Origin of the sequence: Pseudomonas sp. NPDC096925 (genome assembly GCF_044762545.1) — a bacterium.
GTDB lineage: Bacteria > Pseudomonadota > Gammaproteobacteria > Pseudomonadales > Pseudomonadaceae > Aquipseudomonas.
Window position 1 is genome coordinate 220,512 of record NZ_JBIWEM010000003.1, and the last position, 12,438, is coordinate 232,949.

Below are 12,438 nucleotides of genomic sequence, written 5' to 3' on the forward strand. Positions count from 1 at the left end.
AAAGCCTCGGGGCTCTGTGCCCCGGAGCTTTCGCTTGCAGCGGCGTCAGCCCTTGATGAAGGCCAGCAGGTCCGCGTTGATGGTCTCGGCGTGGGTGGTGCACATGCCGTGGGGCAGACCGGGGTAGGTCTTCAGGGTGCCATTGCGCAGCAGCTGGATCGAGAGGCGCGCGGAGTCGTCGATTGGAACGATCTGGTCGTCCTCACCGTGGAGCACCAGGGTCGGCACAGCGATCTGCTTCAGGTCTTCGGTAAAGTCGGTTTCCGAGAAGGCCGCAATGCAGTCGTAATGGGCCTTGGCGCCGCCGTTCATACCCTGGCGCCACCAGTTGCCGATCACCGCTTCGGAGACCTTCGCGCCCGGCCGGTTGAAGCCGTAAAAGGGGCCCCCTGCGACGTCGCGGTAGAAGTTCGAACGGCTGGCGGCGAGCGCTTCTCGGAAGCCGTCGAACACCTTGAGTGGCAGGCCGCCGGGGTTCTTCGCGGTTTTCAGCATGGTCGGCGGCACCGCGCCGATTAGCACCGCCTTGGCGACGCGGTCGGCACCATGGCGTGCGACGTAGCGAGCAACCTCGCCACCGCCAGTGGAATGGCCGATATGCACGGCGTTCTTCAGATCCAGGTGCGCAACCAGTTCCGCAAGATCCGCGGCGTAGGTGTCCATGTCGTTGCCTTTGTCGGTCTGCGTGGAGCGACCGTGGCCACGGCGGTCATGGGCAATCACGCGGTACCCCTTGGCGAGGAAGAACAGCATCTGATTGTCCCAGTCGTCCCCCGAGAGCGGCCAGCCGTGGTGGAACACGATGGGCTGCCCGCTGCCCCAATCTTTGTAGAACAGCTGGGTGCCGTCACGCAGTGTGAGGTATCCTGACCCTTGCTCCTTGCGGCGCGCGCCCGTGGCGGCCGGTGCCTGAGCAGCGCTCGCCTGGCTCGCCAATATGGGGACGGTAACCGCCACGGTCGCGGCGGCTACGCCCGCGCTCATCAGTGCGCGGCGGGTGGTTCCTTTGGTCTCGTCGGTCATGGTGAAAACTCTCGTCAGGGTACCGCTTGCGCGGCGAATGGGACCGGTCTGGTTCTGGATTCGACTCGACTTTGCGCTCGTTCCGAATGCCAAATTGCCGGTAGGCAAACCCTATTCGCTGGGTTGGGGCCTACACCATCGTCCATGGGTATCGCACATCCATACCTAGGTTTCACGGATGAACACTCTATGACTAGAGCTCGTCGGTTTACCGAACGTAGATCCTTTGGGGGCTGGAAGCGATGCAGCACAGATGTGCCCAGCTTTCGAAGAGTTAAGAGGGAGTATTGGTCTGCTACCGACCCATAGCTGCCATTCGCTCAAGGCGGCTATTGGCGAAAAGCCGTCATTTCAATAGCCACCTGGCAGCCTAGCTCGGCGATTGATTCAAGAAACATGTTCATACGCGCATTTCGCCAAACGGCTGGACACTGCATAGGTGAGTTCGAGCTTGATGAAATGTACCAGGTGGCCTGAGTCAAATTCGTAAGGCCGGACGGGCTGAGGCAAGGCTCAAACCGCAAGCAGGATCTCTTGGCCGCAGCCCAGACTGCGGCCTTTTCTTTTAGTCAAGCGACCTCAGCAACGGCCCGACTCGCTCAACCAGAAAGTCGATGAAGACCCTTACCCGTTGCGGCATGTAGCGTTGGTTATTGAAGATCGCATGGATCTCCTCGGTGTCCCCTGGATTGAAATCAGCGAGCAGCGCGACGAGCCGACCCGCTTTCAGATCCTCTGCGACATGGAACATTCCTAGCCGACTAATCCCCAGGGCGTGGAGCGGGTGTTCCGGGAGGCTTCCGCTACAGCAAGGCGGAGGTGTTGCGGCTCGACCTCAGCCATCGGAACGAGATCATCGGAGATCTGTTCGCGGCTGCCCAGCCGGTGGCGACCGAGAAGCTCATGGGTGTGCTTGATGCGGTGAATGGTAGGTGAGGCAGAGGGACGATGCGGCTGGCAAGCGTGCCAGTGGATCCCTCATGGGGCATGCGCCGGGAGATGATGAGCCAGAGCTTTACGACGCGGGTTGATGAGCTATGGACGGTCTACTGCAAAAAGGCGGTAGCACCTGAGCAAGGCCAGGGATTCCATTTCCCTGGTCCAAAGCAACCTTATCGGTTGTCTTCAGTTACGTACGGACGGAAACCGAGTCCAAAGAAGTTATCAAGGAGGAACGCCTCCCGGAATTCGATTCCGGGTGTAAGGCGAAGAATTTCGTAGACATCTCGCTTATCCGCAACAGGCATGCGCGCGCCGAAGATGATGGCGGAGACGGGTGCTGGAGCTTGATAAAGCTTCCCGCCAACATCCATGATTGCTCGCCATTCCTTCTCATAGCTCCATTGCTTGGCCTTGGTGAACAGGCAGGCATCCAAAAAGGTCTGCGTGGCGCCGGCAGGCAGGTTTTTCACGGACAGCGACGGGTATACATCGGTGTACTTCACCGGTCTGGCCATGGTTCTCAGCGGGGAGGTTTCATCGATTTTGTACTCAATGCAGAAGCCCCTGTGGTTCGCGGCGTAGTGAGACCACATCAGGATTTCATCGGGTGCCTCGCTGAGGCAGAGCACGCCAATGTTCTGCATGAGCGCGCCGAGTCCGTCGCGAAGCCGCTCATAGGCAAGCTCATCCTCCTCGCTCGGCACCTTCAGTGAGTCCTCCACCAGAGCATTTTGTGTGGCTTTCTCGACCGCGTGGGCTACGGACTCTGCCAGCTTGCTGCGGTCGAGGTTAATGGCGCAGTCAAACGGATCATTGAAGGAGGCCGGGGTGGACAGCCAGACTTTTTTGTCGGCCAAGGACTGCAGCGAGTACTGCGTGACGCTTTGGTATTTGTACAGGTGGGAAGGTGTAGTCATGGTCTTGGTTCACTAGGCAGATGGTGTGTCGCTTGCTTGGCGGGTGGCTTTGCTGCGCAACATCAGACTTTAGCCCGGAAGCCAAGCCTGAAGCTATTTACCTCTGGACTTCTGAGCCCGCATCCCGATTGCTCACCGGCTGGGAGTCGCCGCTCGGTCGGCAAGCTCTGGCTTCATGATGGCGCGAATGTAGTACAGCAAGCTACTCTCATGTGGCTTACTGATGAACTCCTCCAGTATCTCGTTGGTGACCTCAAAGTAGCGATTTTTCGTGCCTCAGCCGACGGTGCAGAATTTGCAGCCTTGCCCGGTTGGTGATCGGTAGGCAGGTGAGGCTACAGGCAAAAGAAAGCCGCTGCCAGGCGGGCAAGATCTACAACGTAGGGATGGCTTCAGTGTGCCTAGCCCACCGTGAAAAATGGGGGAAGGGGCTCAGCAGATGTGAACGTATCGTGGGGCATTCTACGTCCCCTAGCACTCGTGCGTCCGCTCCCTAAGGCAGACACGGATTCCCTACCTTACAGAACTTCCGAGCGCTTTCATCCATTAAGTGGATTGTTTTTGATGGTTAATGCACTCGTTTAGATGGTTTCCTGATTGAATGGTGTTTAGAGCGCTGGCTTCCAAAGCGTAAATGCTCAGGCACAGGTCATCGGAGTAATCACGATGAAGAAGGATCTTAGCAAGGTTTTGCTTCCAGACCATCCGATGTACACCGATGCAGTGGATGCTTTGAAACGGTACCACCAGGCTCAAGCAGACGGTGTGAACGGGGCGGAACTGGAGCGCCTGCGTTTGATGGCGGAGCATCGGTTTCAAGCGGTCACCGACTATCAGTTGCAAGCGCTCGGTGGGCCAGCAGAGCCAAGCCATTAGAGGCCCGCTACACGCCATACCGCTTATTCCCGCCAGAGGTAATGCAGTAGCGACCGCCCCTAGGGCCTATACAGATGCGACCAGAAGAGCAGGGGCACGATGATCCGTATTCGGGTGTTGTGCTGCGAGCTGGCAGTGGAGCGGGGCGCTCTCTCTTCGGTGGTGAGGTGGCAAAGCAGTTCAAGCCGCTGCAGAGGTTTTTGTAGGAGATCCATCGTTGTGGTTGGCCGTCGAGGCTGATGCGCGCCCATTCCGCTTTCTGCTCATAGACCTGAACTTTCTCCCCGCGCTTGAGGCTGGAGATCACTTTCCCTCCCGGTTGAGCGCGCAAATTGAGCTTGTCCGCGTTGACAAAATGCTCGGGTGCCGAGGCTTGTGTAGGTTGTGGTTCTGGTGATGAGGTTGCGGCCAAAGTGCTAACCGGTACCTGGCTGACTGGTGGCTCAGATTTAGGCGAATCCTTCTTGCCAATGGCCCAGATCATCACGAGGAGAACTAGCAGCGGCAGAAACCATGATTGACCTTTCTTACGCATATCCTTTGCACCCTCGAAATGATATCTGTCCTTTTTAGAAGGGGCCGGCTAGGGGCCCGGCGAGCAATTTTCCACCTTCCATCGCCCATTCCATTCAGTTTAGCCGAGTGAGGCTGGTTGGAGCGGCAGCCGCCTTAGCGGTCTCAACCTAAACGCTTTACCAGGCTTTCAACATGCGCTCCAAGCTCTGATGCTCCCATGTCGATAACAGAGCAGCCGGATCTGTCCGGTCACCAGGATCGAAATCCCAGCGCTGTCCATCCGGGCTAACGCACCGCTCGCAGTGATCCAGTTCGTCACAGTCGTTGTAGATCGTGATCCGCCATCCATCAACATCCACTTCGAAATGGTAGGCGTACACCTGCTCCCGGGACTGGCTGCCAATCTTGGTCATTGTCCGGCGCCCGAACACCACCTCTCGAAACACTCGGCTCACGTCCCGGGCCGTTAAGGCGCCTGATGGTACGTCGTACCGGTTATGTTCAGTCATACGCTGCCTGAGCCCTTCAAAGATCAGCCATTGATAACACCCTATACCAAAGGGGCTCCGGAAAACACGCAGGGTAGGGGGCGGTGACAGGAAAAGGCTGGAGTACAAATGTGCTCCGCGGCGCTAGAGAAGGCTGACTTGCTCCATATCGTGTATTCAGCCGGCAGGTTGCGTTGCCTCCACGAAGGACGGTTCAGACAATGTGGCGATCTATCCCCCTACATGCAGCCTTTGAGTCAACTCCGGTGTCCTTCATGTATCGCCCACGAGATTTGCGCCATGGATCAACGACACCAGACGGACGCTATTTTGTTGTCAAAGGTCAGCTCTGGCGCTGCACGAATCCTTCATTGAGTGAATGCGAGAAGCGACGCCTTATGCATGCCCTGATGGATGCTCGACGAGATGTCAAAAGAGCCAAGCGCGCAGACGATACGAGCATGCTCAAATCGGCGCGTGCGCGAGTGAATGCTGCCAAAGTGGGACTGGGCGAGCGGGGCCCCGTTTGGTGGGAAGACGGCAGTCCTGACTACAATCGCTGTCGGGTAGACCTTTCGCCATACGCTGATTGATACAACGCTTTGGATGCCACAAAGGGTGAGTAATGTACGTCGAAAAGACCTTCACACCTCAACAGCTATTTGAAATGGTGTGGGAGCGACCTGTTCTCATCATCGCAAAGGAAATAGGTGTATCGGATGTGGGCTTGTCGAAGGCCTGCCGCAAAGCGGGGATCACCTTGCCTACTCGGGGTCACTGGGCCAAGCCAGCCCCGAAACGCCCGCGTCGTCCAAAGCCCCCAGCCTCCACCACGCCTATCACGTTTCATGTTCTAAATGTCGAGAAGGCTGCCAGGCTGAAGCCAGAGAATGTGGTCAAAGACCCTAAGATGTTGAGCGTGCCAACGGAGTTATCTGACCCGCATCCATTGGTAAAAAATTGGCTTGGTGCAGCGAGGAAGGCCCTGGAGCTCAACAGTGCACTGGTATTGAACAAAACCAAGGTACTGAACTCGCACATCTCCCGGAATGAGGTGGATCGCTGCGCGCTTCTCTACGACAGCTTGATCAAAGCTAGTGAGTCGTCGGGGTACACCTGGGGTATTGGTAGTAACGGTAGCTTCGTGCGAGTTGACGGGGAGGAGCTACTGATCACAATCCAGGAGCGGATAAAACGCTTCGATATTCCACCGCCCCCTCCGAAACCTTTCAAGTCTGGGCAGCAATGGAGGCCTGACGTTACCGCGATGAGAGCGGCTCGCTTTGGGTGGGAGCCCACTGGCGTATTTTCCCTCATCGTCGATGCACGATCTGAGGTTCTCATTCAAAAAACTTGGAATGACAGCAAAACAGGGAAGCTCGAATCGAAGCTTGGTCAGATCCTTACAGGCTTTGTTAGCATTGCCGCTTCCGTGAAAGCCCAACGATCATCCGATGAGGCTAGTCGCCGTCGACGGGCAGAGGAGGAGCGAGTGCGCACAGAGAGAATTGGCCAGCAGCGTCGGTTGGGCAAGCTGCGTCAGAATCTAATGAAAAATCTAGAAAACTGGGAGCGCGCCCAGCGGCTGCGAGCGTTCATCCAGGCGACGGTTCAAGGTTCGCCTCCGGACGAGGCAACTCAAATGGCGTTGGCAATGTGGGTTAGCTGGGCTACACAACAAGTCGAGCTCCTTGATCCATTAAAAGTGGATATTTCTAAAGTTATCGAGATGTCCGTGGATTTGCCGAACTCAGAATACGGCTACTGGAGCAGCAGTAAGCAAGTCGATGACTGGTGGCCATGAATTTTTCATTTGGTTTTGAACTTCAACTGCGCTAGTCTTCTCTTAAGAATATCTAAATATTACGGAGTATGCACATGTCGCGTTTGGCAGAGTTTCGTCAGCTTGAGCAAAAATTGGCAGCCCAGTTGGCTGAGCTGGAAGCTATGAAAGGCAGCAGTGAGCTTCAGAAAGAGATCGAGTTTGAGACAAAACTGCGGGATCTGCTGAATAAGTACGGCTTCAGCCTCCGTGACATTATCAACCTTCTGGATCCGCAATCTGGTCGCCGTGCCGCTGCTCCTGCGGCTGTGGAGAAGGCGCCGCGTCGTGCTCGCCACGTGAAGCAGTATAAGAACCCGCATAACGGGGAGGTCATCGAGACTAAGGGCGGCAATCACAAGCTGCTGAAGGAATGGAAAGCGCAGTACGGTGCCGATGAGGTTGAGGGCTGGCTCGCCCACTAACGCTTAACCAGTAGACTGCTAAAGCCCCCGAGGGGGGGCTTTTTAGAAAAAATGCAGTGATGCCATTTCCTCGTTTAGATGGCTCGCATCCAATCTAGGGTGCTACGGAAAACTGGATACTCCTGATCAATCACCTCTGGCTGCCAAACCCTAATGCTGTCTTCCTGAGCGATTATAGCTGCCTCCCCTTTTTCCTCGATGTTCAACGCGTCCTCGATACAACCCATTGGCCAGACCCAAGTCGTGAAATTTTTCATCGCCTCATGAGCGTCCTTCGCGAGTGCTTGGCCGTCAGGATGTTTTGCAAAGGCAGCCCAGCAGTCAGCAGCTGACTGGCTCCTCGAGTTCTGAGGCAATCCGTTACCACTCAGTTGGAAGCCTTCAGCCTGGCTGATGGTTTGAAGTACGGATTTGACCTTATTCATTTCTTCACATTCTTTCTGCAGCCATGGCCCCCTGGCATGAGTGAATGCGAAATCCAAGTCTGCGATCACACCGCATTTGATGCCCATTGCCGTCAGCACAGAAAAACCCTTAGGGATGGAGGTACAGCTACCGAGAGCAACAAAGCAGATGCGCTCAAGTTCAGGCCTTACTCCATAGAGTTTTTCGTAAATGAGTGGCAGCAGCCTCTGATCGGTCTTACCCTCGCAGAGGATCACCTTCTCAGCAAAGTAGATTTCGGCAATGTTTCCGAGCTCGAAGAGAGTTCGAGATTGGGCTTGCGCTTCCGCCATTGCTTGAGCAACTGCGGCTCCCATCGGCACGCGAACCTCGGAGCCGTTCTCCCGTGATCTACGGACGATCACCGTGTCAGGGGCGTTATCCCTGCTTACCATCAAGGGCGAATGTGTAGTGAATACGACCTGGTAGCCAGATTTGGAAAGCACACGAAGTGCTTCCCTCAAGCCCCTGACTCCTTGTGGATGGAGGAAAATCTCTGGCTCGTCAATCAACAACAGGCGGCGGGAGAGGTCTTGATCACGGGTTCTTCTGATATCGGCTAGAAGACGGATTAGAGCCATTTGAATCGCACGCTGCGCACCACTGCCCAAGGTGTCGAATCGCCTAGTTTCACCAGAAATTTCATCAGTTACATTCAGATCACCGCTCTTGAAAAATTCTTTTACGTCGATTGACGGAACGTCGAGATTTAAGACCAGGCCGGGAAAGAAGCTTGAGAGAGCGCTATTGGCGCTAGTATCAAACTCTGCGAGAAGAGGAGAGCGGTTCTCACCATCGGCGGCCAGGATATTCCTGACTGCCGCGAGCGCATCTTGCACTTCTTGATGGGCCGTGAGGATCGGCGCCATGATCTCATCGAGTAAACCTCGGATAGTGCTTCCGGCCTTTCCTTTACCCAAGTCTTCCTGCACGTCATCCATGGCGCGGATATGAAGTGCTTCTGGCAAGAGAGCTGAAATTGCTTGGGGCAGGCCAGTCGGGTAGGTACGCCAGGAGGTGGGGAGACCATCCTCATCTAAATCACCATTCTCCCAGACTTCGGCAGATGGCCTGGCCGTCCCCACTGCGGATATCCTTATCCAAAGGTTTCCCTCAATGCAGTAGGGCGTAATTGCAGCTTGGTGTCGAGCTTCAGGGATCTGAGCTATGAGATCTTCTGTAATCCCCGAGACGCAGGCGCTGATGACAATTGGCTGGGTTGGGTCATTTGCATCAGTTTTTGCAAATGCCTTTGGTGCAAGTACCAGCCTGATTGCGTCGAGAATAGTAGATTTCCCCGCATTGTTTTGACCCACCAGTGGCGTGAAATCACCCAGAGGTAAGGTCACTTGCTTGCACGAGCGGAAGTTCTTGATGTGTATTTTGCTCAGAGAGTGCATGTCGGGAAGTCCCTTTGGACGGCAGGCTTGGTCTCTTAGCGTAGTTGCTGTGCGGCCATGTGCCACTGTTTGCGTCGCTAAACGTGTACCACTACTTCGAGGTGAGCCCTCAGCGCTTCCGCCAAGGTGAGGAGAGCATCCTCTAAACGACGGTCTTCCCGAGCGTCGTCCGATTGAGGGATGAATTGCTCGCAATGGCGGAGCAGGGCGTCCGTGTCGTTCGTGTTCAAATCGAAAGTGATCATGGTTAGTTCTCGACGTCCCGAGGGTCTAAAATGGGTTGTGGTATTGGTTGAGTCGTTTTCGGCGCAGCGGGGCGATTATAGGTGCCCTCTGGATCAGACGCTGGGTCTTCGGCTGTTCGTAGTTTTGTCGCCTGACACTTGTGTTTGTTTGCTATCTCGAAGGCCTAATCGGCGGGCTCTAGCGTGATGGGCACGTAGCCGCTTTCACGTGCTCAACCCTGGCATTGAAATGCGCATATCCCTGCGAATCCACCCGTTGCACTACATGCGCCGGCGCCTTCTCGTCAATGGGCATGCGACAGGTACGATGCGCGACCAACACTTGGCAGGGAATCTGGGCTTAAAGCGAATGGCGTCCACCCGCTTTCTGATCATACTGCCCACACATTGGCGCACGCAGCGATGGTCATTCTTCAGAGGCGTAGGCCGCTCTCACTTCGGGAATACGCGCTGAGAACTCCTCCGCCAACCATATGTATTTCTTCGAAATATCAGTTTCGTCTTTGAAATGGGCGATCAGGCGCTCAATTTCCTCAGGCGCAGACAGCATTGCCAACCTGTATTGTTCCAGGAATTCTTCGCCCAGTGTGCTTTGAGCGGAGTCGTTGATGATGTGCCGGAACGCAGTGGCCAAGGATGCGTAGAAAAAGTCGCCATCCTGCTCCTGGATGAAGGACTCGAAAAGCCCAAACGTTTCGACTTCGCGGTAGCGCTAGATGCAGTGGCGGTCAATCAGGAAGCGAGGAGCGATTGCGAGCTTCGATTCCAGGTAGTAAGCGCGATTCATCGCCGGGCCGAACATAGGGCCATTTTCGACATGAACCAGTGGCCCGGCTGTGACGCCGCCACGCAGCAGAAGCTTGGCTCATCCACATCATTGTGCTGAGCTTTGTCAGCAAGTCCAGCACCATCTGGGACGCCATGACATTGTTCGCAGGCGCGGAAATCACGAGACCCACTGCCGAGCCCGACCCGAACCTTGAATTCATCAAGGGAGAACCATGCTTCGCCGCGATGCTGGCGGCTGGCGTAGGCTTTTACAGTGAAGCGGCTCAGCTTCCACCTATCTTCCAGCTTAAGCAATCAGCGCTCAACGACTTCGATTTCGACTCCGACGATGCCATCGAAGACGAGTTTGACTTCGATGACATGGATGAAGAGTACTTTGACTCCGCTGTCCAGGGCGATGATGAGGAGGACGAGCCGGGGACGGCCGCGCGGCCAGCTGGCACCCAAGACCTGTTTGCAGCCGACGACTCCGATCCGAACGTAGTCTGGTAGGCAGGCGAGTAGGGCGCAACTGGCGGTGGGCAGGCAGGCTCGCCCCGTCGACGATCCTGGGCCGCCTCCGGCGATTTTGGGTACACCGTAGCTACCGACTGCGCCTTGACCTCGACATCCCACTGCTGGATTTACTGGCGTTACCGGGCGCGAGCTGGTCTAGCTGCACGGCAGCCCCAACCGAGCAAACGTCGTGTGCTGGAGGGCTGCGCAGGAGTCGCGGGCTACCTGTCGTATTTGGAAGGAAATGGACAATCGTAATTGACGTCAATCATGTCCAAGTTCTTCAGCTCGAAATTGGCGTCGCTTGTCCCATTCGATGTACGTACTGTGGGCTGTCCGTACAGGAACACGAATGCGGTCGGTTTAGGCTCCTGAGAGATCTTTGAAAGCCTGGTTGCCATGAGGTTCTTGAGCCTGTAGCGGTCGACGAGCGCATCCGGGACGAAGCTTGAGGTTGTGAGGCTTTCGGTTCCCCGCATCAAGCATTTCTTGAACTTGATCCGGTACGCATCGTCTTTTCTGGTGCGGTCAATGTAGGCCCAGCCGTAGTAGATGACGGGGTGGTCGGGAAGGTCGTTCAGATCCTGCTCCCAAATGCATTTGAAAATGCTGTCGTACGCTACGTCGTGGCCCGCGATGTTGAGGCGGCGAAACTCCAGGGTGTTGTCAGATCGATAGCGAATGTACCGACTTACCACCGAACGGATGGAGTAGATGGGGCCAACGATCCCAGACTCACCCAGCTTGGTGGTGTATGGCCTGGTGCTCTTAGCGCGCTTTTTCGCTAAATGCACATCGTCAGAGGGATCCTGGGTGGGTTCGTCGTAGTACGAGTCGGGACGCACGAGCTTGAAGACGTCAACAATGGATTGATCGACAGTTCTGCGCTCCTGCCCGGCAGGGCCGTTCGGCTCAACCTCCAGATCGACCGCCTTCCCGTTGACGACCCCGCTCGTCTCACTATGGTCGCCGTAGACCTTGAAGTGCGGCACTACTCGCATGCTCTGCACGTCCTAGTCCAGATTCGCACAGGTCACCTGGGCTATGCAGCCCGCGCCCGGACAAACGAAGAGACGTTTGTTGGTGATGACTCCTGCCCAGTACAGGTCATAGGCTCGATCGGGGTCGACAAAATCTCCAGCCTCAAGGCTAAACGCCACATCCAATGCCATGTCTCTAGTACAACCTCCTGTAATCATCATGATGGCGTCCAGCGCCACAGCAAGGAAATCAACGGCTCGATATCCTGAGTACCGTCTAGCACGCCCTTGAGCCATCACTCTGACCGAATCCTCGCATATAATCCGGAGCATGGCGATCTGCGAGGATGGCAAAGTGAAATCGTCGAATTTTTCCCCATCCGCCTGTCGAGCGGCACCGTGAGCGCGAGCTGGCGCTGGCGCGGTGAACCGGATCAGTAATCGGAACCTGAAGTCAGGGATTCAGCAGCTCGATGGCTGGACTCAGGGGTGGCCATCCGGTTCAAGGGGCTAAATTTGATGCGGTGGCCTCAAAGCGGGCAGGGCATTCCAGGCATACTGAGGGATGCGTAAGTGACGGTGGATGTCAGATCATCTGGGGAGGCGTCTGCGCGACTCCATGCACCCATCTTGGAGTAAAGATGAGACCAGACTGATCGTCTATGCCCCTCGAGCCAGGCTGGAATCCACATGCCCGAGGACGGCCCCCAATCCTCACTGAGCCTGCGTGCCAGCGATGCCCAAAGCGGGGCTTCATTCCACGTTGATAGCAAAAGGCCTACCTGAGGTTGCCATCGAGAGCGTGGGCCATCTCGTGATGGCCGGATGAGAGAAGCCCTGCAACGGCTAGCATTCTGCCTATAGAGGCGTGCCAAATAATGCCTCACCCATGCACAGTGGAGCAGAGGTGAAAGCTGTTTTGAACCTCGTAGGCGCGCTAGACGAAATATCTGGGGTATGCTTCTGGAACCTTGATTTTTTGATCGGCGTCCTGGGCTAATGGAGCAGTGAGAGACAATGAGTTTTCAATCGCACATGGATTGCCCAGACACCCAACCGTTCCCAGCCCATTCCCA

General features: G+C 55.9%; 13 protein-coding genes and 1 pseudogene. 7 read left to right on the forward strand and 7 right to left on the reverse strand.

Features of this window, described 5'->3' with window-relative positions; genetic code table 11:
* Nucleotides 1-45 precede the first annotated feature (45 nt).
* Nucleotides 46-1,023 carry an alpha/beta fold hydrolase gene (locus ACIQYU_RS11485; RefSeq protein ID WP_402799844.1) on the reverse strand — a complete coding sequence of 326 codons (978 nt, stop codon included), beginning with the start codon at nucleotides 1,021-1,023 and terminating at the stop codon, nucleotides 46-48.
* Between the two features lie 565 nt (nucleotides 1,024-1,588).
* Nucleotides 1,589-1,774, reverse strand: a complete 186-nt coding sequence (locus ACIQYU_RS11490; RefSeq protein ID WP_402799847.1) for a hypothetical protein — start codon at nucleotides 1,772-1,774, stop codon at nucleotides 1,589-1,591.
* A 44-nt stretch (nucleotides 1,775-1,818) separates the two neighbouring features.
* Here ACIQYU_RS11490 and ACIQYU_RS11495 point away from each other — a divergent pair.
* Nucleotides 1,819-2,076 (forward strand): annotated as a pseudogene (locus tag ACIQYU_RS11495) (DUF4113 domain-containing protein); the annotation flags it as partial.
* Between the two features lie 59 nt (nucleotides 2,077-2,135).
* Here the strand turns inward: ACIQYU_RS11495 and ACIQYU_RS11500 are convergent.
* Nucleotides 2,136-2,882: a DUF2971 domain-containing protein gene (locus ACIQYU_RS11500; protein WP_402799850.1), complete on the reverse strand. Its 747-nt coding sequence runs from the start codon at nucleotides 2,880-2,882 to the stop codon at nucleotides 2,136-2,138.
* Between the two features lie 666 nt (nucleotides 2,883-3,548).
* On the opposite strand from ACIQYU_RS11500, the gene ACIQYU_RS11505 reads away from it, so the two are divergent.
* Entirely contained in the window at nucleotides 3,549-3,758 is a 210-nt protein-coding gene (locus ACIQYU_RS11505) for a hypothetical protein (RefSeq protein WP_402799853.1), read from the forward strand.
* A gap of 7 nt (nucleotides 3,759-3,765) precedes the next feature.
* Here ACIQYU_RS11505 and ACIQYU_RS11510 read toward each other — a convergent pair whose 3' ends face one another.
* Nucleotides 3,766-4,293, reverse strand: coding sequence for an SH3 domain-containing protein (locus ACIQYU_RS11510; protein ID WP_402799856.1), 528 nt, complete (start codon nucleotides 4,291-4,293; stop codon nucleotides 3,766-3,768).
* Between the two features lie 157 nt (nucleotides 4,294-4,450).
* Complete coding sequence (locus tag ACIQYU_RS11515; protein WP_402799859.1) at nucleotides 4,451-4,687, reverse strand: hypothetical protein; 237 nt, start codon at nucleotides 4,685-4,687, stop codon at nucleotides 4,451-4,453.
* A gap of 350 nt (nucleotides 4,688-5,037) precedes the next feature.
* On the opposite strand from ACIQYU_RS11515, the gene ACIQYU_RS11520 reads away from it, so the two are divergent.
* From ACIQYU_RS11520 to ACIQYU_RS11530, 3 genes are all read left to right on the forward strand, one after another.
* On the forward strand, nucleotides 5,038-5,355 hold the full coding sequence (locus tag ACIQYU_RS11520; RefSeq protein WP_402799862.1) for a hypothetical protein: 318 nt from the start codon (nucleotides 5,038-5,040) through the stop codon (nucleotides 5,353-5,355).
* A 32-nt stretch (nucleotides 5,356-5,387) separates the two neighbouring features.
* Nucleotides 5,388-6,566, forward strand: coding sequence for a hypothetical protein (locus ACIQYU_RS11525; RefSeq protein WP_402799865.1), 1,179 nt, complete (start codon nucleotides 5,388-5,390; stop codon nucleotides 6,564-6,566).
* Between the two features lie 74 nt (nucleotides 6,567-6,640).
* Nucleotides 6,641-7,009, forward strand: coding sequence for a histone-like nucleoid-structuring protein, MvaT/MvaU family (locus ACIQYU_RS11530; RefSeq protein WP_402799868.1), 369 nt, complete (start codon nucleotides 6,641-6,643; stop codon nucleotides 7,007-7,009).
* Between the two features lie 74 nt (nucleotides 7,010-7,083).
* Here ACIQYU_RS11530 and ACIQYU_RS11535 read toward each other — a convergent pair whose 3' ends face one another.
* Nucleotides 7,084-8,853 (reverse strand): ATP-dependent nuclease, encoded by a 1,770-nt coding sequence (locus tag ACIQYU_RS11535; protein WP_402799871.1) that lies wholly within the window; start codon nucleotides 8,851-8,853, stop codon nucleotides 7,084-7,086.
* A gap of 753 nt (nucleotides 8,854-9,606) precedes the next feature.
* On the opposite strand from ACIQYU_RS11535, the gene ACIQYU_RS11540 reads away from it, so the two are divergent.
* Both ACIQYU_RS11540 and ACIQYU_RS11545 read left to right on the forward strand, forming a co-directional pair.
* Entirely contained in the window at nucleotides 9,607-9,984 is a 378-nt protein-coding gene (locus ACIQYU_RS11540; protein WP_402799874.1) for a hypothetical protein, read from the forward strand.
* A gap of 35 nt (nucleotides 9,985-10,019) precedes the next feature.
* Nucleotides 10,020-10,379, forward strand: coding sequence for a hypothetical protein (locus ACIQYU_RS11545; RefSeq protein ID WP_402799877.1), 360 nt, complete (start codon nucleotides 10,020-10,022; stop codon nucleotides 10,377-10,379).
* A 224-nt stretch (nucleotides 10,380-10,603) separates the two neighbouring features.
* Here the strand turns inward: ACIQYU_RS11545 and ACIQYU_RS11550 are convergent, their stop codons facing one another.
* Nucleotides 10,604-11,383, reverse strand: a complete 780-nt coding sequence (locus tag ACIQYU_RS11550) for a hypothetical protein (RefSeq protein WP_402799880.1) — start codon at nucleotides 11,381-11,383, stop codon at nucleotides 10,604-10,606.
* Nucleotides 11,384-12,438 lie beyond the last annotated feature (1,055 nt).